Source organism: Bacillus sp. FSL K6-3149, assembly GCF_038630515.1.
In the GTDB taxonomy this organism is placed as follows: Bacteria; Bacillota; Bacilli; order Bacillales; family Bacillaceae; genus Bacillus; species Bacillus pumilus.
The window spans coordinates 3,275,531-3,295,789 of sequence record NZ_CP152034.1 but is presented as its reverse complement, the minus strand read 5'-3'; the positions used below and the strand labels follow the sequence as shown (position 1 = coordinate 3,295,789).

At 40.9% G+C, this 20,259-nt stretch carries 28 protein-coding genes; 23 read left to right on the top strand and 5 right to left on the bottom strand.

Annotated elements, in window-relative coordinates:
* Positions 1 to 15 precede the first annotated feature (15 nt).
* The 9 genes from MHB83_RS16815 (at position 16) to MHB83_RS16775 (ending at position 5,720) form a co-directional block, all read left to right on the top strand.
* Positions 16 to 621 carry a hypothetical protein gene (locus MHB83_RS16815; RefSeq protein WP_251190281.1) on the top strand — a complete coding sequence of 202 codons (606 nt, stop codon included), beginning with the start codon at positions 16 to 18 and terminating at the stop codon, positions 619 to 621.
* 93 nt (positions 622 to 714) lie between these two features.
* A complete protein-coding gene (locus tag MHB83_RS16810; RefSeq protein WP_253622405.1) occupies positions 715 to 1,191 on the top strand; it encodes a hypothetical protein in 477 nt (158 codons plus the stop codon).
* Between the two features lie 188 nt (positions 1,192 to 1,379).
* Positions 1,380 to 1,727 carry a YxiJ family protein gene (locus MHB83_RS16805; RefSeq protein ID WP_342496490.1) on the top strand — a complete coding sequence of 116 codons (348 nt, stop codon included), beginning with the start codon at positions 1,380 to 1,382 and terminating at the stop codon, positions 1,725 to 1,727.
* A gap of 18 nt (positions 1,728 to 1,745) precedes the next feature.
* Positions 1,746 to 2,123 carry a hypothetical protein gene (locus MHB83_RS16800; RefSeq protein WP_342496489.1) on the top strand — a complete coding sequence of 126 codons (378 nt, stop codon included), beginning with the start codon at positions 1,746 to 1,748 and terminating at the stop codon, positions 2,121 to 2,123.
* Between the two features lie 53 nt (positions 2,124 to 2,176).
* Positions 2,177 to 3,046 (top strand): alpha/beta hydrolase, encoded by an 870-nt coding sequence (locus MHB83_RS16795; RefSeq protein ID WP_342496488.1) that lies wholly within the window; start codon positions 2,177 to 2,179, stop codon positions 3,044 to 3,046.
* Positions 3,047 to 3,121: 75 nt separating this feature from the next.
* Positions 3,122 to 3,478, top strand: coding sequence for a winged helix-turn-helix transcriptional regulator (locus MHB83_RS16790; protein ID WP_034620552.1), 357 nt, complete (start codon positions 3,122 to 3,124; stop codon positions 3,476 to 3,478).
* Between the two features lie 189 nt (positions 3,479 to 3,667).
* The gene (hxlA, locus tag MHB83_RS16785) at positions 3,668 to 4,300 is read left to right on the top strand and encodes a 3-hexulose-6-phosphate synthase (protein ID WP_137054948.1); all 633 of its coding nucleotides are present in this window, start codon (positions 3,668 to 3,670) and stop codon (positions 4,298 to 4,300) included.
* Positions 4,297 to 4,854, top strand: coding sequence for a 6-phospho-3-hexuloisomerase (gene hxlB, locus MHB83_RS16780; RefSeq protein WP_342496487.1), 558 nt, complete (start codon positions 4,297 to 4,299; stop codon positions 4,852 to 4,854). Before hxlA ends, hxlB begins: the two co-directional genes overlap by 4 nt.
* Before the next feature lie 140 nt (positions 4,855 to 4,994).
* Complete coding sequence (locus MHB83_RS16775; RefSeq protein WP_342496486.1) at positions 4,995 to 5,720, top strand: DsbA family oxidoreductase; 726 nt, start codon at positions 4,995 to 4,997, stop codon at positions 5,718 to 5,720.
* A gap of 33 nt (positions 5,721 to 5,753) precedes the next feature.
* On the opposite strand, the gene MHB83_RS16770 is transcribed toward MHB83_RS16775, so the two are convergent.
* On the bottom strand, positions 5,754 to 6,854 hold the full coding sequence (locus MHB83_RS16770) for a GntR family transcriptional regulator (protein ID WP_003216759.1): 1,101 nt from the start codon (positions 6,852 to 6,854) through the stop codon (positions 5,754 to 5,756).
* 273 nt (positions 6,855 to 7,127) lie between these two features.
* On the opposite strand from MHB83_RS16770, the gene MHB83_RS16765 reads away from it, so the two are divergent.
* The 4 genes from MHB83_RS16765 to MHB83_RS16750 all read left to right on the top strand — a co-directional run bounded on the left by MHB83_RS16765 (position 7,128) and on the right by MHB83_RS16750 (position 12,312).
* Positions 7,128 to 8,753 (top strand): FGGY-family carbohydrate kinase, encoded by a 1,626-nt coding sequence (locus tag MHB83_RS16765; RefSeq protein ID WP_268459481.1) that lies wholly within the window; start codon positions 7,128 to 7,130, stop codon positions 8,751 to 8,753.
* Entirely contained in the window at positions 8,747 to 9,451 is a 705-nt protein-coding gene (locus MHB83_RS16760; protein WP_268459480.1) for an L-ribulose-5-phosphate 4-epimerase, read from the top strand. Before MHB83_RS16765 ends, MHB83_RS16760 begins: the two co-directional genes overlap by 7 nt.
* Positions 9,452 to 9,468: 17 nt before the next feature.
* Positions 9,469 to 10,890, top strand: coding sequence for an L-arabinose isomerase (araA, locus tag MHB83_RS16755; RefSeq protein ID WP_106029117.1), 1,422 nt, complete (start codon positions 9,469 to 9,471; stop codon positions 10,888 to 10,890).
* 81 nt (positions 10,891 to 10,971) lie between these two features.
* The gene (locus MHB83_RS16750) at positions 10,972 to 12,312 is read left to right on the top strand and encodes a sugar porter family MFS transporter (RefSeq protein ID WP_050943716.1); all 1,341 of its coding nucleotides are present in this window, start codon (positions 10,972 to 10,974) and stop codon (positions 12,310 to 12,312) included.
* Positions 12,313 to 12,347: 35 nt separating this feature from the next.
* On the opposite strand, the gene MHB83_RS16745 is transcribed toward MHB83_RS16750, so the two are convergent.
* Both MHB83_RS16745 and MHB83_RS16740 read right to left on the bottom strand, forming a co-directional pair.
* Positions 12,348 to 12,560 (bottom strand): hypothetical protein, encoded by a 213-nt coding sequence (locus tag MHB83_RS16745; RefSeq protein ID WP_003216677.1) that lies wholly within the window; start codon positions 12,558 to 12,560, stop codon positions 12,348 to 12,350.
* A 35-nt stretch (positions 12,561 to 12,595) separates the two neighbouring features.
* Positions 12,596 to 12,913, bottom strand: coding sequence for a hypothetical protein (locus tag MHB83_RS16740; protein ID WP_342496485.1), 318 nt, complete (start codon positions 12,911 to 12,913; stop codon positions 12,596 to 12,598).
* A gap of 178 nt (positions 12,914 to 13,091) precedes the next feature.
* On the opposite strand from MHB83_RS16740, the gene MHB83_RS16735 reads away from it, so the two are divergent.
* The 6 genes from MHB83_RS16735 (at position 13,092) to MHB83_RS16710 (ending at position 16,440) form a co-directional block, all read left to right on the top strand.
* The gene (locus MHB83_RS16735) at positions 13,092 to 13,385 is read left to right on the top strand and encodes a CotD family spore coat protein (RefSeq protein WP_003216648.1); all 294 of its coding nucleotides are present in this window, start codon (positions 13,092 to 13,094) and stop codon (positions 13,383 to 13,385) included.
* Between the two features lie 18 nt (positions 13,386 to 13,403).
* A complete protein-coding gene (locus MHB83_RS16730) occupies positions 13,404 to 13,571 on the top strand; it encodes a hypothetical protein (RefSeq protein WP_159037604.1) in 168 nt (55 codons plus the stop codon).
* An 86-nt stretch (positions 13,572 to 13,657) separates the two neighbouring features.
* Complete coding sequence (locus MHB83_RS16725) at positions 13,658 to 14,005, top strand: GNAT family N-acetyltransferase (protein WP_342496484.1); 348 nt, start codon at positions 13,658 to 13,660, stop codon at positions 14,003 to 14,005.
* A gap of 31 nt (positions 14,006 to 14,036) precedes the next feature.
* The gene (locus MHB83_RS16720; RefSeq protein ID WP_310426653.1) at positions 14,037 to 14,576 is read left to right on the top strand and encodes a delta-aminolevulinic acid dehydratase; all 540 of its coding nucleotides are present in this window, start codon (positions 14,037 to 14,039) and stop codon (positions 14,574 to 14,576) included.
* Between the two features lie 159 nt (positions 14,577 to 14,735).
* Positions 14,736 to 16,148: a polysaccharide deacetylase family protein gene (locus tag MHB83_RS16715; protein WP_339205748.1), complete on the top strand. Its 1,413-nt coding sequence runs from the start codon at positions 14,736 to 14,738 to the stop codon at positions 16,146 to 16,148.
* 100 nt (positions 16,149 to 16,248) lie between these two features.
* Positions 16,249 to 16,440 carry a hypothetical protein gene (locus MHB83_RS16710; RefSeq protein WP_050943721.1) on the top strand — a complete coding sequence of 64 codons (192 nt, stop codon included), beginning with the start codon at positions 16,249 to 16,251 and terminating at the stop codon, positions 16,438 to 16,440.
* Between the two features lie 53 nt (positions 16,441 to 16,493).
* On the opposite strand, the gene MHB83_RS16705 is transcribed toward MHB83_RS16710, so the two are convergent.
* Positions 16,494 to 16,625, bottom strand: coding sequence for a hypothetical protein (locus MHB83_RS16705; protein ID WP_267875469.1), 132 nt, complete (start codon positions 16,623 to 16,625; stop codon positions 16,494 to 16,496).
* A 151-nt stretch (positions 16,626 to 16,776) separates the two neighbouring features.
* On the opposite strand from MHB83_RS16705, the gene MHB83_RS16700 reads away from it, so the two are divergent.
* From MHB83_RS16700 to MHB83_RS16690, 3 genes are all read left to right on the top strand, one after another.
* Positions 16,777 to 17,202, top strand: a complete 426-nt coding sequence (locus MHB83_RS16700; RefSeq protein WP_137054955.1) for an NUDIX hydrolase — start codon at positions 16,777 to 16,779, stop codon at positions 17,200 to 17,202.
* A 32-nt stretch (positions 17,203 to 17,234) separates the two neighbouring features.
* Positions 17,235 to 17,651 (top strand): hypothetical protein, encoded by a 417-nt coding sequence (locus tag MHB83_RS16695; protein ID WP_342496483.1) that lies wholly within the window; start codon positions 17,235 to 17,237, stop codon positions 17,649 to 17,651.
* Between the two features lie 139 nt (positions 17,652 to 17,790).
* The gene (locus MHB83_RS16690; protein ID WP_268458434.1) at positions 17,791 to 17,958 is read left to right on the top strand and encodes a hypothetical protein; all 168 of its coding nucleotides are present in this window, start codon (positions 17,791 to 17,793) and stop codon (positions 17,956 to 17,958) included.
* Positions 17,959 to 18,075: 117 nt separating this feature from the next.
* Here the strand turns inward: MHB83_RS16690 and sigK are convergent, their stop codons facing one another.
* The gene (sigK, locus tag MHB83_RS16685; protein WP_034738387.1) at positions 18,076 to 18,804 is read right to left on the bottom strand and encodes an RNA polymerase sporulation sigma factor SigK; all 729 of its coding nucleotides are present in this window, start codon (positions 18,802 to 18,804) and stop codon (positions 18,076 to 18,078) included.
* A 231-nt stretch (positions 18,805 to 19,035) separates the two neighbouring features.
* Here sigK and MHB83_RS16680 point away from each other — a divergent pair, with 231 nt between their 5' ends.
* Positions 19,036 to 20,157 (top strand): Rap family tetratricopeptide repeat protein, encoded by a 1,122-nt coding sequence (locus MHB83_RS16680; protein ID WP_050943725.1) that lies wholly within the window; start codon positions 19,036 to 19,038, stop codon positions 20,155 to 20,157.
* The last annotated feature ends 102 nt before the right edge of the window (positions 20,158 to 20,259 follow it).

Sequence of the window (20,259 nt, the reverse complement as noted above, 5' to 3'; positions counted from 1 at the left end):
TGAAAGGAGCATAAAGTGAAACATTTGTTTATATCCGATCCAAAAGAATTTGAACATGTTCTATCGTTTGTTCATTCGCTTGTTCACAGTACAAAGACATTCCCTACTCAAGTGTTGAAAACGAAAACACCTCATTATTTATTCGAAGAATTCCATTGGTTGTTATCAGATGATAGCTGGGAAATGTTAAAAGGTTTAGCTTTGAATCATCATGATGACTATATACTCATGGCTGTATTAGATGAGCAGAAGAGCATGGATGATTATTATCGGAATTTTGGTTATTATCCTTGGGTGAAAATCCCGTTAAACCTCACGCCAAGTGATTACCTTGATCTCTTAACGGATTATCCGATAGAAAGTGTAAATGATAGCATAATGGATATTGCTTCACGTGTGATATGGGTTTCCCCTTCTGCGAAATGGATCATTTATGGCGAAAGAGGTTATGAGATAGGAGTATTAGCGATTCATCAATTAGAACAGATGAATAAACAATTGTTAAAAACGTGGAGAACTTTAGATGAGATTGTATTAGGTTGGATTTCAGTTGTATATCCGAATCAAAAACTTCCTGATGATTTTAGAAAAGAACTGATTCGAAATTATAAAAATAAATAATAAATGTTACATATATCTACATGTTCTGATTTTGATACTGTAGAATATTTTTAGTTTTGTTTGATGTTTTAAATCGATGAGGTGGAGCAAGTCATGAGAATCGTATTAGCAAAAGAGGAAAATTTATTCAAAGTAAATGAATTAATAAAGAAAATCAATTTAAACGTAGAAGAGTATCATTGGGTCATAAGTGATGTGACACTCACAATGGTTCATGGTCGGAATAATCAATTTCATTCAGAAGTCATGCCGGATTATACGGATTTTTTATTTCTGAAGGGTGAACATTTCAAAAAATTCTTACATGACTATTCTTATTCTTTTATTTTCGCTGTTTTGACCGCATTGCCTCGTCATGTAGATCATTTGAATATCAGTTCAATACCTCAAATTGAAGATAATGAACGATATTGGAACGTGAATTATACACCCGTTATTCCTCAAGCCGTGTTTGAAATCGGTTTTTTTGATTCGACAGATGTTATTTTTACAGGAGATCAGAAAATCTTAAGCGAATTTCGAAAAAAAGCGGACTTTATTTCATTTGAAGAATATTTACAAACTCCGTGATATGATTCGTTAGGAGAAATGAGATGTTTAGTAGTTTAGAAAGATGGATCGAATGCAGCTACCGTACTCATAGAATATGGAACCTGTACAATGAACTATTTGAAGAATTTGATACAAATGCAAATTGTCTATTTAACATAAAAGTCTAGATGAGATTTTAAAAACAATGAGAGATTGGGGAAAGGTCCATGAAAATCAGCCGTGATAAACAAGATTTATTCGATGATTTAAAACAACGTTATCAATACTTATTAGATTCAGCTTATCCAGATGAAATCGTCTCTTTTGAGGAAGAAACTGGTATATGTTCAGATGATTTTTATATGTTTTTTTCACTTGTTGCAGGCAGCTTAAGTTATGTGATCGATCATAAACGAATACCGAAAAAACAGTTAAACGTGCTACGTCAGTCATTTGAAGAGCAATATCCCCAAATCAAATCGTATCAACAGATCCTTGAATCGTACCCTTTATTGCATTCCTATGTTCAATACCATGAAGAAACAAGAAAACGAATGATTGCACTTATAAAATAACCTCTTGGAGGACAAATGATGACATGGTTTTTAAATGAAAAAATCCAGAAGCAAATCCCTGATTTCGATATCAGTCTTCTAAAGCAAATCAATGAATTTCACTACTTTAAAGAGTATAATGAACATTACGACTTGATCAACTGTATTGTTCTGCACATCCCATATGAGTCCCCGAATCTACAAGCAGACATTCATCTAAAATTCACCAATGTCGCTTCTGTTCAAATCAAAAATTTGGAGTTAACAAACGATGACTATATTTTATTGGACATACAGTTTTTGGATAGAGGCTGGGGAAATTTGAATTACTTTGTCGAAGATTTTGAAGAACAGTATTTTTCTTTTTATTGTCAAACGGTACAAGTCATACAAGTCGTATCAAATGAATCGGGCTAGTCTCTTTACATATGTGCGAATCAAGCTTCCCCATCCCAACACAGAAAGGTGCAATGACATTGAATCGAATCATGAAATGGCTCTTATTTGCGGTGGTCATCGCTGGATTATTGGTATGCGCATTCTTTGTGTTCCGTTTAAACCAGCCTAAGCCGACGACAAACATCCATTATGCAGACATACAAAACAAACAGCAAACACTCGATATGTATATGCCAAAGGGAAAAGATGAAGACAAAAAGAAGAAGCATCCAGTCATGATCTATCTCCATGGCGGCGGCTGGACAGGCGGAGATAAGAATAGAGTCGCTTCAAAGGCGGATTATTTTACTGGTCAAGGGTATGTGTTTGTTTCGATGAATTACAGGCTTCACCCTGATGCCAACTATGAGCAGAAGGCAGATGATACGGCAAACGCCATCAAATGGGTCAAGGATCATGCAGATGAGTATCAAATTGATTCATCAAAAATCAATGTCATGGGTCACTCAGCGGGCGGTCATTTGACGGCATTGGTGGCCACAGATTCGACTTACTTAAAACGTGTGGGGCTGTCGCCAAAAACGATCAATTCTATCGTGATTTTAGATGGTCCGTTAAACATCAATCAATTTATCCAAGCCATTCCATCGTATAAAAAAGTATTTGGTAAACAGGAGAAGAACTGGACAAAGGCATCACCTGTCACTTATATGAATCAAGCGAATGTACCGCCTGTTTATTTGGTCACGGGGTGGGAAAATCCTGAGGTGTATCAATTTGCAGAAAAACTGAACCATGATAAAGGTTCTAAGTTTGTGTTTCGGGTCCATTCGCTGAGCCACAGTGACTTGAATAAATGGTTTGGATCAGACAGGGCGCCAAAAGAAGCGCAAAACATGACAAAGGCTGTGATGGCTTTTGTCAAAAAACAAAATCAATAACGAAGACCGTATGCTCGACAATCCATTTTGCCGCAGTATATGATAAAGCGTAAATGGTTTGTACCAAAGGAGTGTATGTTGTTGTCATCACGTATGGAAAATAAAGTGTTCAATTGCGAAAAAGAGCTGACGCTAAATATTATCGGCGGTAAGTGGAAAATGCTGATTTTATGGCACCTGGGCAGAGAAGGGACAAAACGGTTTGGTGAGCTAAAGTCGTTAATGCCTGGGATCACGCAAAGAATGCTTGTCAATCAGCTAAGAGAATTAGAGGAAGATCACATTGTGCATCGGGAGGTTTATCCTGTCGTTCCGCCAAAGGTTGAGTATTCCCTGACAGAACTAGGAGAAAGCTTAATGCCGATTTTAGAGTCGATGTATGATTGGGGAAGACAGTATCTCGACAGCAATTTTTTAAAGGATGATAAATAGTAATACATGCAAAAGATACTGGTCGAAAGACAGTATCTTTTTTGTAACCATATGCGAAAAAGTATAGTATGTAAAAAAAAAGTGCGTACTTGGATTGCTCCCATCCTGTTGTTATACTCATTTCATCGTGCAAGAAGCCCTATTCACGGAGCTCTTGAAGATGAGATGAAAAAACGGGAGTGAACATTCATGAAATTACAATTAGCATTAGATTTAGTGAATATACCAGAAGCGATTGAGCTGATCAAAGAAGTAGAAGGATCGATTGATGTAGTCGAAATTGGAACACCTGTTGTGATCAACGAAGGCTTGCGTGCCGTCAAAGAAGTCAAACAGGCATTTCCAAACTTACGTGTACTCGCTGATCTGAAAATTATGGATGCGGCCGGCTATGAAGTGCAGCAGGCATCCGAAGCTGGAGCAGATATCGTGACCATTCTTGCAGCGGCAGAAGATATGTCCATTCAAGGAGCGGTGAAAGAAGCGAAAGCAAGAGGGAAACAGATTTTAGTGGATATGATTGGTATCAAAGATATCGCTGGCCGTGCAAAAGAGCTGGATGAGCTAGGAGTCGATTATATTTGTGTGCACACAGGCTATGACCTGCAAGCGGTTGGACAAAACTCATTTGCTGACCTTATGACCATTAAACAAGTCGTCAAACAAGCGAAAACAGCCATTGCAGGCGGAATTAAGCTTGATACGTTACCTGAAGTCGTAAAATTAAATCCTGATTTGATCATTGTCGGCGGCGGTATCGCAAGCCAGGACAATAAAGCAGAAGTGGCCGCACAAATGAAGCAGTTGATCTCACAATCATGAAGACCAGTGACTATGTGAAAGCCATTTTGAATGAGCTTTCTGAGCACTCGCCCGCTATTCAAGACGAACAAGCAGAGCGGCTTGTCTCAAGCCTTTTAGCTGTAAGAAAGGTCTTTGTGGCAGGTGCTGGCAGGTCTGGTTTGATGGGAAAATCATTTGCCATGAGACTTTCGCATATTGGAGTCAAGGCTTATGTGGTCGGTGAGACCAATACACCTTCCTTTACTGAAGAAGATCTCTTGATTGTGGGGAGCGGATCTGGCCGAACAGAGACTTTGCTTGTCCTTGCAAAAAAGGCGAAAGCAATTGGCGGAAAAGTGGCAGCTTTCACGCTTTCTGCTGAGTCACCTCTAGCTGATCTATCGGATAAAGTCATCTTACTGTCAGGTGCACCAAAGGATCAACAGGAAGGAAGCCATCATACCATTCAGCCAATGGGCTCGCTATTTGAGCAAGCGCTACTTCTGACATACGATGCGGTCATTTTACGTTTAATGGAAATAAAAGAACTCGACACTCTTAAAATGTACGGTCACCATGCCAATTTAGAATAGTCATTTTCAAAGCCTTTCCTTTCTTAAAAGGAGAGGTTTTTTCATTTCAATCAAGATCAGAATCTTGACATAACCGATTTGTTGTAACTATAATTGTTACATCGTTAAAGAAAAAGCGTAAACACGGAAGGAAGATGAACATGAAAGTACAAATCTGGTCAGATATCGCCTGTCCTTTTTGTTATATAGGAAAAAAACAACTAGAAACAGCGCTTGAACAATTCCCTCAAAAGGAACAGGTAGAAATCGAGTTTAAAAGCTTTGAGCTTGATCCACATGCACCTGCTCAGGTCGATTTTGATGTCCATGATATGCTCGTCAAAAAATATGGGATGAGCCGCAGCCAGGCCATGGCGATGAATGAGCAGGTGAAGCAGGCCGGCAAAGAGAAAGGAATCGATTTTCAATTTGATCCACTCGTGTTGACAAACACCTTTGATGCCCACCAGCTGGCGCAATATGCTGGTCAAATGGGAAAAGGCGATTTCGTCATGGGAGAGCTGTTTCAAGCATATTTCACAGATGGAAAGCATGTTGGTGATCGTCAAACCCTTTTAGATATTGCAGAAAAAGCAGGTCTTGATTTGCAGGAAGTACAGCAAGTTCTAGGCGGCGAAGAGTTTGCAGATCATGTCCGAAAAGACGAACAAGAAGCGAGACAGCTTGGTATCAATGCTGTTCCGTTTCTCTTGATCAATGGCAAATATTCAGTGGCAGGTGCACAGCCAGCCGATACCTTCCTGCGTGCACTTGAAACGGCTTGGACAGAAGAAGCAGCTCAAGCTGAGAAAGAGGCTGCCAATTCATTTGAAGCAGCATGTGCAGATGGCGTATGCGCAGTGCCTGCCCCTAAAGAAGAGATCTAACCATATAAAAAATGAGCCTTCTCCAAAAAGGGCTCATTTTTTTCTTGCATTCATTTGTTTGATCGTTTCTCCTGGAACCAATTCAGGTTCGTAAAAGGTTTGATGAGGGAGATTCTTCTTCCCTTGCACCTTTTTAATCATCCAGTCTGCTGCATCCCGGCCCATTTGCTCCTGAGGGTGCGTCAGTGTTGTCAGCTTCACATGGGCATTTTTCTGGGCAATATACGAATTATCCTGTCCAATAATGGAAAGATCCTCTGGAATGGACAGACCGATGTCACTGCATACATTGGCAACTTCTAATCCAACCTCATCGTTATAGCAAACAAGGGCAGTCAGCTCATGCTGATGCTTTAATAAGAAAGTTTTAATATCATCCCCCAAATGCTGCTTCGATTCTGTATCGAAAAAGAGGACGTGCTCAGGCAGGAAATTAAGCTTGGCTTCACCGAGCGCTTGAATATAGCCCTTCATTCGGTACTTTCCCTGTAAATCATCTGTTTTTGAGATCAGGCCGATTTGCTGATGTCCCGAGGTGATCAGCTCTTTTGTGGCTAAATAGCTGGACTTCACATCATCCAAACAGAGAAAAGGAACCTCTAACTGCTCATAATAGGCATTGATCATAATGAGCGGTACATCCTGTTCTTTAAAAGATAGGTAGTACGAGATGTTCGGGTTGTATAAATTGCTTTTCGTCGGCTCGACAATGAGTCCGTCCACACCAAAGGACAGCATCATTTCGAGCGCTTTTTTCTCCTGTTCTACATCATTATTCGTACTCGCCAGTAACAAAGAATAGTTCTCTTCGTTTAATCGGCTTTCAATGCCTCGAATGATGGAAGGGAAAATGTAATCGGATATGTATGTCGTGATAACCCCAATCGTTCTCATATGCGTATGTCCAGCAGGCTTTGTTTGATATTGATTGGTCACAAATGTGCCTGAACCCTTTTCACTTCGCAAAAACCCTTCACTCGACAATTCTAAGATGGCCTTTCGAACCGTATGCCTGCTCACTTGATACATCTCCTGCAGGCTTGATTCAGTTGGAATACGTTCCCCGATTCGGTAATCCCCTGTGAGTATTTTGCTTTTTATATCATCGATAATGATCTGGTACTTCTTTTTCATCGTTTCACTTCTTTCTCAGTTGATCATCTACTCGGATTGAGAAGAAATTGTATGGACATATTTTAACATGGTTGTCGAATCAAAAACAGGCGCTTCCCCTTTCTGTCTTACCAGCTTTAGAAAAGTGCAGGTTTTTGTCATATCGTGTATGTACAACTATATTTATTATTGACATATGTACGTACAAATATTATATTGTGAATGTGCACAGAGAATCAATGAATCTAGAAAACGAAAATTGAAACCGTTATCATTCATGGAGGTGAACGCAGAATGAATCATGAAGAGACGACCAAAGCCTTAAAAGAAGGACGGACATCTTTAGGGATTGAATTTGGTTCAACACGAATTAAAGCCATTTTAATAGATGAAGCGTTTCAGCCAATTGCCCAAGGTGCATTTGAGTGGGAAAGTTCTCTCCAGGAAGGAATTTGGACGTACAACTTAATTGATATCATTACAGGTCTTCAAGTAGCGTACCGAGAGATGAAAGAGCAAGTCGAGCAAAGGTATGGCGTGACCATTCAAACCATTGGCTCAATTGGGGTATCAGCTATGATGCATGGCTATGTGGCGTGTGATCATACAGGAGAGGTCCTCGTTCCGTTTCGCACATGGCGGAATGCAACAACCATTGAGGCGAGTCAAAAACTGACGGATGTCTTCCAATTTCATATTCCAGAAAGATGGAGCATTGCCCATTTGTATCAAGCCATATTAGAAGAGGAAAAACACCTTTCCCGTTTAGAATATATAACCACTCTATCAGGATACATTCACTGGCTGTTAACAGGAAAGCAGGCCATTGGCATTGGGGATGCGTCAGGCATGTTCCCAATTGATGAACAAACGAAAGATTACAATGAAGAAATGCTCCATCAATTTGAAGACTTGATCGCAGAAAAAGGCTATCCGTGGAAGCTCCGTCACCTTCTGCCGCGTGTTTATTTAGCAGGCGAGGAGGCTGGCGTGTTAACGGCAGCAGGAGCAGCCATTTTAGATCAAGGCAAACATTTGCGGCCAGGCATTCCATTTTGCCCCCCGGAAGGTGACGCCGGAACGGGCATGGTGGCAACAAACAGTGTAGAAAAACGGACAGGGAACATTTCAGTTGGGACATCTGTTTTTGCCATGATTGTGCTAGAGCAGGAGCTAAAGGGTGTGTATCCAGAAGTGGATATGGTCACAACGCCGGACGGACTGCCAGTCGCAATGGTTCATGCGAACAACTGTACAAGTGACTTAAATGCTTGGATGAATATCTTCAGAGAGGCATTTGACGCACTAGGCGTGCAAGTGTCGTCAGGAAAGGTATACGAAGCCTTGTTACAGCAGGCGTTAGAAGCAGATCGAGATGGCGGCGGACTCTTAAGCTATGGCTATTATTCTGGTGAAAATATTACAAGACTGCCAGAAGGAAGACCTCTTTTTGTCAGATCAGCTGAAAGCCGCTTTAATCTGGCTAACTTCATGCGTACCCATCTTTTTTCTGCTTTTGGCGCAATGAAAATAGGGATGGATCGCTTAAAAGAACAAGAACAGGTTGTGATTGATCGTTTATTAGCACATGGAGGGTTATTTAAAACACCACTCGTTGGTCAAAAAATGGTGGCAGCAGCGCTTGATACACCTGTATCAGTCGTTTCCACTGCGGGAGAAGGCGGTGCGTTTGGAATGGCTGTCCTTGCTTCCTATATGGTCCATCATCAAAAGCAAACATTGGCTGAATTTCTCACGCATCAAGTGTTTGCCCATACATCAGAAGAACTGATAGAACCCGATCCGCTTGATGTCAAAGGCTTTGGCGAATTTTTAAAGCGCTATCAAGACGGCCTTCCGATTGAAGAGGCGGCAGTAGCACATCTGATACCAAAGAAAGGAGTGACAACCGTATGCTAGAACGCTTAAAAGAAGAAGTATACGAAGCCAATTTAGATTTACCGAAATATGGACTTGTGAAATTCACATGGGGCAATGTCAGTGCGTGTGATCGTGACAGCGGTCTATTCGTTATTAAGCCTAGCGGTATAGCGTATGACCAATTATCAGCTAAAGACATGGTTGTGGTCGACTTTGACGGTGAAGTAGTGGAAGGGGAATACAGCCCTTCATCAGATACAGCAACACATGCTGTCCTTTACAAACATTTTGAGGAAATTGGTGGTATATCACATAGCCATTCCATGTGGGCAACCGTTTGGGCGCAGGCAGGTCTCGATTTACATGCAATGGGCACAACGCATGCCGATACATTTTACGGCGCTGTTCCGTGTGCTCGATTTCTGACAGAAGATGAAGTGAATCGTGGTTATGAGGTAGAAACGGGCCGGCTGATCATCGAAACGTTTGAGAAAAGAAACCTAGATGTGATGGCGGTGCCGGGTGTATTGCTTCAAGGTCACGGTCCATTTACGTGGGGGAAAGATGCAAAAAGTGCGGTCACAAACAGTGTGATTTTAGATGAAGTTGCCAAAATGAATTTGTTCGCAAAGCAATTAAATGAATACGCAGAACCTCTTCCGCAGCGAATTTTAGATAAACATTACTTAAGAAAACACGGCGAACATGCGTATTACGGACAAAAACCTTCAAGATAAAGAAAAGAGGGATATCTATGTTAACAAGTCAACATAAAGAATGCTGGTTTATTGTCGGATCACAGCATTTATACGGAGATGAAGCACTGCAGAAAGTAAAAGCAGATGCACAAAAAATGACGGATGCCTTAAATGAGAGCGGTTTACTTCCTTATCCAGTGATCTTGCAGGAGCTAGCTGTCAGCGCGGATCAAATCACAAAGCTGATGAAAGAGGTCAATTATCGTGATGAAGTTGTCGGCGTGATGACGTGGATGCATACATTTTCACCGGCAAAAATGTGGATACGCGGGACCAATCTTTTGCAGAAGCCTCTTTTGCATCTTGTCACACAGTATTATGAAAAGATTCCGTGGGACACGATCGATATGGACTATATGAATCTTCATCAATCTGCCCATGGAGACAGAGAATATGGCTATATCAATGCACGTTTAAATAAACAAAACCAAATTGTTGCCGGTCATTGGTCTAAGCCGGATGTGCAGCAGCAAATCGCTGATTGGATGGACGTGGCAGCTGCCTATCATGAAAGCTTTCAGATCAAAGTGGCTAGGTTTGGTGACAACATGCGCCACGTGGCTGTAACAGAAGGTGATAAAATCGAAGCCCAGATTCAACTAGGGTGGACCGTTGATTACTTTGGCATAGGCGATCTCGTCGAATATGTGAGTGCAGTAGAAGAAGCAGAGGTAGATGCATTATTTGCAGAGTATTTAACGCAATATGATGTGGATTATGGAACGTATTCAGTTGAAGATTGGGAAAAAAGTGTTAAGGTGCAAGCGCGCTATGAAATCGCTATCAAACGCTTTTTAGATGAAGGCGGGTACAATGCCTTTACGACAAACTTTGAAGATTTACATGGAATGAAGCAGCTGCCAGGACTTGCGGTACAGCGGCTAATGGCAAAAGGATATGGCTTTGCCGGGGAAGGCGATTGGAAAACTGCTGCGCTGGACCGGTTATTAAAAGTGATGAGTCATCATCAATCCACTGGTTTTATGGAGGACTACACGTATGAAATGACCTCTGGACAGGAAGCAGTGCTGCAATCTCATATGTTAGAAGTAGATCCAGCGCTCGCCCATACGAAACCTGTCATTGTCGTATCTCCGCTTGGAATCGGAAACAGGGAAGATCCAGCTCGCCTTGTGTTTGATGGAAAAGCAGGGGAAGGTGTTGTCGTTTCTATTGCTGACTTTGGAACTCATTTCAAATGGCTCATACAAGAAGTCGAAGCCTTTGAGCCGGAGGAAGCAGCACCTCATTTACCGGTTGCACGTGTGCTCTGGAAAATCAAGCCGAATTTTCAGGACGGCGTCAAAGCATGGATTAAGCAAGGTGGGGGTCATCATACAGTCGTATCTCTCAATTTAACGGTCGATCAAATTGTTCATTTTGCAAAACTTGTCAATGCAGAATATGTGGTTTTATAGAAGGGTGAAAGGTCTTCTACTGAGTGCAGTAGAAGCACGGGATGAAATGAAAGCGGTTAATTAAGTGAGGGGGTCATCCACTTGGAGAAAAAAGTGTCAAGCAAATTTATTTTCTTTTTCGGATCCTTTGCAGGCATCTTATTCGGATATGATATTGGTATTATTGCAGGGGCAGAAGGACATATTCAGCAAGAATTTCAGCTCAGCCCATTATGGCTTGGAATTGTCGTCTCTTCATTAATGGGCGGGGCGATTATCGGCTCCATTTTAAGCGGTCTGTTAGGGGATAAATTTGGCCGTAGAAAGCTTATTTTGGTCTCATCCGTTATCTTTTTTGTCGGAGCGATCGGATCAGCTATCGCACCAGAAGAGATTTCATTAACCATTGCACGTATCTTTTTAGGAACAGCCGTAGGAACTGCCTCATCTTTGGTGCCGGCATACATGTCTGAAATTGCTCCTGCTAAAATTCGCGGGAAATTGTCTGGGCTCAATCAGCTCATGATCGTGAGCGGACTATTGCTGAGCTATATTGTTGCATTTGTGTTTGAACCTGTTCCAGACAGCTGGCGCTGGATGCTCGGTAGTGCCGCTTTATTTGCCATCGTACTTTATATTGGGATGCTGAAACTTCCTGAATCTCCGAGATATTTAATTAAGCACGGAATGCCTCATAAAGCACGAGAGGTATTAGGATCACTACGCTCTTCTCGTGAAGAAATCGAAGCAGAGATGCAGGAAATTTTAGAAGTCGCAAAAGAAGAACGCTCTGGTATTCGTGAATTGTTCCAAAAGAAATTTAGAATGGCTCTTTTCATAGGGGTTGGGATGGCGACCCTTCAGCAAATACAAGGCGCGAACTCCATAGTGTATTATGCAACGAGTATTGCTCGGAATGTAGGGCTTGCACCTCAGGTTGCAGCAGGTTTTACAGTCATTGTCGGTGTCATTTTTGTCGTCACCACCGTGATCTTTTTACAATTTGTCGACCGGTTCGACCGCCGAACGATTCTCACCGTAGGGGGAACGGGCATGGCCCTTTCTTTCTTTGCACCAGCCGCATTAGGTGCACTTGGCGTGAGTGAAGGGATTTTAAACTGGGTGACATTGATTTCGCTTTGCTGCTTTATCTTGTGCTACGCCTTCTCATGGGCACCGATCACGTGGATCATCATCGGCGAAATCTTCCCGCTTTCTGTCAGAGGTATCGGCGCAGGTATTTCATCTGCCTTTAACTGGACGGGATCGTTAGCCGTCGGACTCGTGTTCCCTATCCTGGCAGATAAATTCAGCTTTGGGGTCATTTTCTCCTCATTTGGTGTCATCTGCTTAATCGGACTATTGTTCACCCGCTTTGTACTAGTTGAAACAAAAGGAAGAAGCTTAGAGCAAATCGAAACCGATATGGCAGCACGAGTATAAAGAAAACCCTCTATCCCATGTGGATAGAGGGTTTTTTACTCAAGCGTCTGTTTTAGCTCATCTGGCAATAAATCAATCAATTGATCATAAGAAGATAAATCCAGCACTTCAAGCAGCGCATAATATTTTGCATAAACCTCACTCAGCTGATCAGGATGATTCGTTTCATATCGATTCAAATGCAATTGAGTCAGTTCAAGTGCAATGTCCAGCTTGTTTCGTTCGATTGGTTGTGTCGTATTGATCATATCGTTCACCTCGTGTTTGATGATGAGTGGGAAGGTTATGGGGCGGTACAGCAGCTAACCTTATATTCATTTTTCTCGACCTTTTTCGAATAGCAGACAGAAGGTGTCATCCCTGTTTCACTTTTCCAAGCCTGCCAGTAAACATCATAAAGCTGGCCATACTCAGGATCTTTGTACTTCGTTTTTTTCAAAATAGCAAAATAGCTTTGGTAAGGGTATCCTTCTTGGTAAATTGATTTCCGGATAGCGCCTTTTTCGGTTGAATTTGTGAAGATCATAGGTGATAGCATTGGAAGAGCAATGATGATGACAATAAATGTCATGAATAAAAAGAGTTTATGTTTTGTTTTCATAGATGTCCTTTCTGCGCAAGATATCATTTGTATAATATGTTAAAAATGACCTTTTGTAAAGAAAGAGAAAACGAGATGAATAGTGGATTTTTTAAAAAATAGACAAGCATCTAATCACAAATGACGTCTCTTACATACGATAGAGTGTAAGTGAAAGACAAATTGAAGGGGTGTTGAGATGAGCCGGAATCGATTAGATGATTTTTTCTTTGGACCTCGCAGAGGAAACCATGGAGAAGATGAAACGGTTGTTTTCCCCACACGTCAAATTGTCAACACAAGAACGAATGAACAAACCATCAGAAAAATTCATCCAACGCATATCACAAACGTCAATAAAAATATCAAAAGAATTGAAAACTACTATCCTGTCACTGAGTCGACTCATAACGAGTATATCGTGAAAGAATACGATTGCGGCAGTGATATCAAAAACCCTTGCTGCCGTCCAGTGAAACGCTGCAAGTGGTAATGAAGGGGGCATCCTTTTATGGGATGCCTTTTTATTTTCAGAAGAAAAATTTTGATCAAAATCTCCTTTCAAGATAAAATTGGAAGTATGAATCATTCTGTTGGGGGCGATGTTCTGAATATTCGATTGTTAATTCCAGATGATGCTGAAGAATATGCCGCGTTGAGACTAGAAGCACTACGATGACATCCAGAGGGCTTTGCGATGAGTTATGAAGAAGAGCAAATCGTACAATAGAAAAATACGCAGCTCGTTTTGCTTCGGTACAATTGATGTGGACCTTTGGCGCCTTTGATCAAGGGAAGCTAGTGGGCATGGTCACGCTTATCCAAGAAAACTTACAGAAATTAAAGCACCGAGCGAATGTGGCAGCGATGTATGTTACAGCGGGTGCCCGCGGAAAAGGAGTAGGCAAGACCTTGATGACAGAAGTTCTTTCATTCGCCGGAGAACGACACGACATCGAGCAAATGTATTTATCAGTCGTGACGACCAATCACTCAGCCAAACGCCAGTATCGCTCTATTGGATTTGAGTCATACGCGCTTGAAGAAAAAGCACTAAAATGGTCAGATCATACATATGCAGATGAGGAAAAAATGGTTTTATTTTTATCATAGTCTGGAGGAGATAGAAGTGGATCAACAAGCCATGTGCATCACATTAGTAGCAGGACCCAATAGTGAGCTGGAATCTTTTGCACTGCGTGCAGCACTTGAAAACTTCGGCGCGAAAGTCGATATGCATTGGATTGGAAGACCGAATGACCTGATTCATGTGTTATCTGGTAGAAATAGAAGAGAAATAGATTACCTTCTTTTATCGTTTCACGGTGAAGAAGGAGCATTGATCATGCCTGAATTAGGGGAAGATGTATACGAAGATAAGGAGCCTAGAGGCGCTGCTTTTGGAGCGGATGAAATCAAGCAGTATGCTTCATTAAAGGGGATTCACGTCATTTCTACAGGCTGCACACTAGGTGAGAAAAAATTAGCAGATGCCTTCTTAGCAGCAGGTGCCCTGTCCTATATAGCGCCGGATGATTACATTGATGGAGATGCGGCATTTATCTTTGTATTGACTATGCTTTATGAGCGCTTGAACAATACAAAGACGGTCAGAGCGGCTTTTGATCGAGCGAGTTCGATTGATGAAGAAACGAGATTATTTCAACTATATATGCAAAAATAATGATAGGGCTGAGAAATCAAGCCCTTTTTCTATTCCTCTTTTAAAATGTGTCTAAAGTGTGACGATTATGTTTTTTGAAAACTAAATTAGGTTCGCACAAAGTCTATCCTACAAACACACGTCATCAAGGCATGACGCCATCACGAGAGGGGAATCATTGTGTCAATGAAATGGAAAATCAGTCTCGTCCTATGCGGACTTGCAATCATCATCGGAATTGCTGCATTTTATCATAATCAGCAGGCAAGTGGGACGGAGAAGAAGAAGGTAGAACCAGATGCGAGCTATAAAGAAGTTGAGATAGTCACCCTCGTGAATGACGGGAGATACATGAGATATGCAGTCAACTATCCGGTCTTTCATCAAGAAAAGTTAGATCAAGAGATGAAAAGATATGCAGAAACAGCGCTAGACAAATTCAAAACATCATTTAGCGAAGCGAGCGATGTCGATGAAGAGAATCGATACGAATTAAATATAGATTACGAGATTATTCATTATGCCAAGCAAACTGCTGCGATTAAATTCAATACATATGAATTGAAAGGCGGAGTAAAAGGCGCACATCAAACGAAGATATTCAATTTTGATTTCAAGAAACAGCATTTTTTATCAATAGATGATTTATTTTTATCAAAGAAAGAAGATCTGCAAAAACTGTCTCAAATGACATTTGAGGAGTTAAAGAAAGATCGTTCTCTTGCTGAAAATGAGCATTTACTCAAGCAAGGAACGTCTCCTGCGGCAGAGCATTATCAGTATTTTGCCATCAAGGATCGTTTTATTGAATTCTACTTTCCAGCAGGGCAAATCGCACCAAGCGAACAAGGCCCTCAAGTGCTGGCGATTAAAAAAACCCTGCTTAAAGGAATGTTAAAGCCTGAATATATTAATAAAGAAAAGAACAAAAATGAGAAAAAAGAACCGATTCCAAAAAGAAAAATCGTAAAACTGCCAAAACAGGCGGTATTCAACCCAAACCAAAAAGCCATTGCCCTGACATTTGATGATGGACCAAATCCATCAACGACTTCAAAAATTTTAACAGCTTTAAAAGAAAACAAAGGACATGCGACATTTTTTGTATTAGGCAGCAGGGTTCAATATTATCCCGATATGCTAAGTAAAATCAGAAAGGGTGGGAATGAAATCGGAAATCATTCCTATAGCCATCCTTTACTCACAAGACTGCCATTAAAACAAGCCGTCAAACAGGTAGAAGAGACCCAGCAAATCATTGAAAAAGCGAGCGGTTTTACACCGACTCACTTTAGACCGCCATATGGAGGAACAAATGGGCAAATCAACGCGGCTGTCAATATGAAAGTCACGCTTTGGGACGTAGATCCTGAAGACTGGAAATATCGCAACAGCCAGTACGTTGCTAACTACATTCTCACACATGCGTCTAGCGGAGAAACCGTCTTAATGCACGACATCTATGACACCTCGGCAAATGCAGCTGTCACGATTATCAAGGAATTAACCAAACAAGGATATCAATTGTTGACAGTGTCAGAGCTTGAGCAGTGGAAGGAAGCGCGGGCGAAGAAAGGTGAATTGAATACGTAATGATCATGCGAATCTTAGTGGATTCGCATCTTTTTTTAAAGCCATTTATGAAAATAAAGGGAAATGATGTTAAAATGAGTGTGGAAAGGGAGGGCTTCGGATGGTATTGATGAGGTTGATCAGCCTATATATGCTAACAGCGTTTTGTTTGGGTTTTATCGTCAACTATGTACCTGGTTTGATGCTGCCCATCTATATTCTTGCGATGATCGGGCTCATTTTATGTCTCGTTCATATTGCGCTGCATTATATTCATAAAATCAGATATATGTTGCTTCATGAGAAACGGTAAGAATTCTCCAATTGCTTTTTCTAAAAAAACTTCCCTCTAAATGAGAGAAGTTTTTATTTTTTCGGTTTTTGATGTTCTAACAGTTGTATGATTTTCTCGTTTGACTTTTTCATTTGTCTTAATAAGGAAACGATATTCCCAGTAAACCCAATGAGGACAATAAGTAAAATGATGATGATCCACATGCTGTGGCCTCCAATCTGCTCACGAATGCTGCTTTGCTTCCTTAACCATTACCTTGTATCAAGGATACCGTATAATGAATGTATTGAAATGAACTGTTCGTGCTATTTATTCGACAATTGCAGAGAAAAGAGAATATTGAGGGGGATTCATTTGAAACGAGTAGACGTAGTATCAGCTATTATTTATGATGAGGAAGAAAATATGTTAATGGTCAAAAATGTAAAGGGATATTGGGGACTTCCTGGTGGTGCTGTAGAAAAAGGCGAACACCTGAAGCAGGCCGTGGTCCGCGAGGTGAAAGAAGAGACAGGGTATGTTTGCAAAGTAAATGAACTTCATTCGGTTCGAGAAGCATACTTTCAAGACAAAAAGCATCATGCGCTGATGATCACCTTCTTTGCTGAAATCACCGGAGGACAAATGAGTATTCTCGATCCGGATCATGATATTGAAGAAGTAAAATGGGTCAGTAAGCAAACCGTTCAAAAGCTAAACCCCAAGCTATATAACTGGCTAAAATTAAACGAAGAACCACAAGCTTTTTATCAATTTGAAGGAAATAGAACAGTTGGTTAACAAGTTGATATAGGTATGAAGGAGAGATATGGATGTTTTTATACTACGGCCCCACAGGAGCTCCATTAGAAAATCCAGAAGAAGAATTCTTGAAAAGAATCTTCTTTCAGGAGGGTGCAGAGTATTGGAAACAGGGAAATGGGGAATCTTCCATTGAGATTGAGGGAGATTGGGAATGTGAAAGTCTAGTTTTCTTTTATACGGAACCGTATGGTTTCTTGATCATGAGGTATCCGAATTTTTTGGTTCCTTTTAAAAAGGGAGAAAAAATTGAAACCATCGAACATTTGGTCGCAGGATCCCCATTGTATGTGCCGTCGTGTAGCTACATCAATCGGGATCAAGCATATCAAATCGTTCATCATTTTTTGACGACAAAAACGTTTCCTGATTTTGTTGAATGGGTCGAGTTGAGAGATATTGATTTTCAGGAGGATATGGAAAGCTAGGGGTGCCAGATGAAAGTGAGTACAGAAGAAAAATTACATAGCTTAGATGAAACTATGCATTTACATGTAGGGTATTATGAACATGGTTTTGATTATGAAGGCGTGTTTTTTTAAGAGTTTAGAAACAGGAAGATGGCTCTTGTTTTTTGATCAAAAAAGTTATGGAGTAACACTTTTGAAGGAATATGAGAAGTGGAATGATCTAGGGCTATTGATTGGAGAATCTCTGATTGAAGATGATCAAATTGAGGAGGAAGGTCATAAGCTTTTTGAGCGTTACTTAAAAGAAAACAGCATAGTGAAATAAATGGGGATAAAACATGACATAGTTTTCTTTTGTGTATGTGGGCTATATTGTGATGTTCAAATAAAAACAGACCCAACAAGGTCTGTTTTTTTAATAGGAGTTGGGAAAAGTTTGTTTTCACTTCCCCTTCTCCCGCTTCCGCTTCTCCTTCTCCGCCCGGTAAAACTCATGAAACATCTTCATCAGCGCCCGCTTCTCAATACGAGACACATAGCTCCGCGATATCCCGAGCTCCTTTGCTATTTCCCGCTGCGTTTTTTCTTTCTTTAAATCAAGGCCGAACCGGCCGACGATCACTTCTTTTTCCCGGCCGTCGAGAATGTCGATATACTCCTTTACTTTTTCAAGCTCCATGTTGAGCTGAATCGTATCAATCACATCTTCATTTTCGGATTTTAAGACATCAATTAAAGAAATTTCATTGCCTTCTTTATCCTGACCAATGGGGTCATGTAAGGAGACGTCTTTTTTTGTCTTTTTTAGCGCGCGTAAATGCATCAGAATTTCATTTTCAATACACCGCGCGGCATACGTTGCCAGCTTTGTTCCTTTTCCAGAGGAATAGCTTTCGATGGCTTTAATGAGTCCGATCGTCCCGATGGAGATGAGGTCTTCAGCGTCTTCCCCGGTATTTTCAAATTTCTTGACAATATGGGCGACGAGCCGAAGGTTATGTTCAATCAGCATATTTCTTGCGTGTTCATCGCCCTGTGCCATAAGGGCTAAGTATTTTTTTTCATCATCTCCCGAAAGGGGCTGTGGAAAGGCATTGTTTTTGACATAGGACACTAAGAACACCAATTCTTTGACCATCAATCCCATCGCTGTAAATACTCCTGCCACGATTTTCACCTCCACCATGTTTAGGCCACTGCCTATATCCTCAAATGTATGTGAAGGGGGGATTGTCTGTGTCTGTACGATGAAAAAATCATCTTTTTCGAAAAAAACGGGCTTCTGTTCGTCTGTTTTTGCTGCCCTTCTCATATGTTTGCGGTTTCTTTGCGGTGCTTGGCGGTCAAGAAGCGTGCTAAAATATGTAATATTAGACCGAAAAGGAAGGGGTTTTTTCGGAACATGGGGAAGGTTCTTTCTTCACATGTAGGTATGAAAATTAATGAATGGTATCGAATGATACGGCAGTTCAGTGTTCCAGATGCGGAAATCCTGAAAGCAGAAGTAGAAGCAGAAATTGAACGGATGGAAGAGGACCAGCATTTACTGATTTATTATCAGCTCATGTGTTTTCGGCACCAGATCATGCTTGACTATATACACCCTTCAAAATATCAACCTTTCTCAGTATCTAATCTTGTCGATAAAATCGAAAACTCCAATCATGAGTTATCTGATATGCTGCATTATTACCATGCATTTTTTCGTGGCATGCATGAGTTTAGTCAAAAAGAATATTTAGAAGCCGTCAAATATTACCGAGTGGCAGAAAAACAGCTGTCTATGGTATTTGATGATATTGAGCAGGCTGAGTTTCATTTTAAAGTAGCAGAAGCCTACTATATTATGAAGCAAACGCATGTCTCGATGCATCATATTTTAAAGGCGCTAGAAATATACGATCAGCATGATGCCTATACTATTCGCATCATTCAGTGCCTGTTTGTGATCTCAGGAAACTACCAAGATTTAAAACGAAAAGATCGGGCACTGCCTCATTTAAAAAAGGCAAAACAGCTCGCATCACAAATTGATCACCCGCGGATATACAGTTCAGCGCTTTATAATTTAGGAAAATGTTACGGGGAGCTGGGCTACCTTGAGGAAGCAGAACGCTATTTAACGGAATCGGCTGATATTGCCTGTAAAGAGAAGCTTCCCACGCTTCCACATACACTCTATACGCTCGCAAAACTGCTTTTTAGACAAAATGAACAAGTAGCAGCACGCCGCATATTAGAAGATGGAAAATTAGCTGCAAAGAAGCATGAAGACCAGCTGTTCTGTCATATGTTTGAGTATCTGGATGCTTTATATGTTCAAGGAATAAATGAAGAACAACTGCAAAAAACCATTGATTATTTGGAAAAACTTAGCCTATACTCTTATATAGAGGATATCTCACTAGAAATTGCGACAGCCTTAGAAGCCTCTCAACAATACCAGAAGTCCAACCAGTATTATCAGAAATTATTATGGGCTCAAAATCAAATCCAAGAAGGAGAGTGTCTGTATGAATTCTAAGCAACGTTCGACAGTTGAAGAGAGAAACCAAACGTGAAACAAAAAGCGGGCCTGATGGGCCGGCTTTTTTATGTGAAAAAAGAAGTCAGATATGCGGATCGT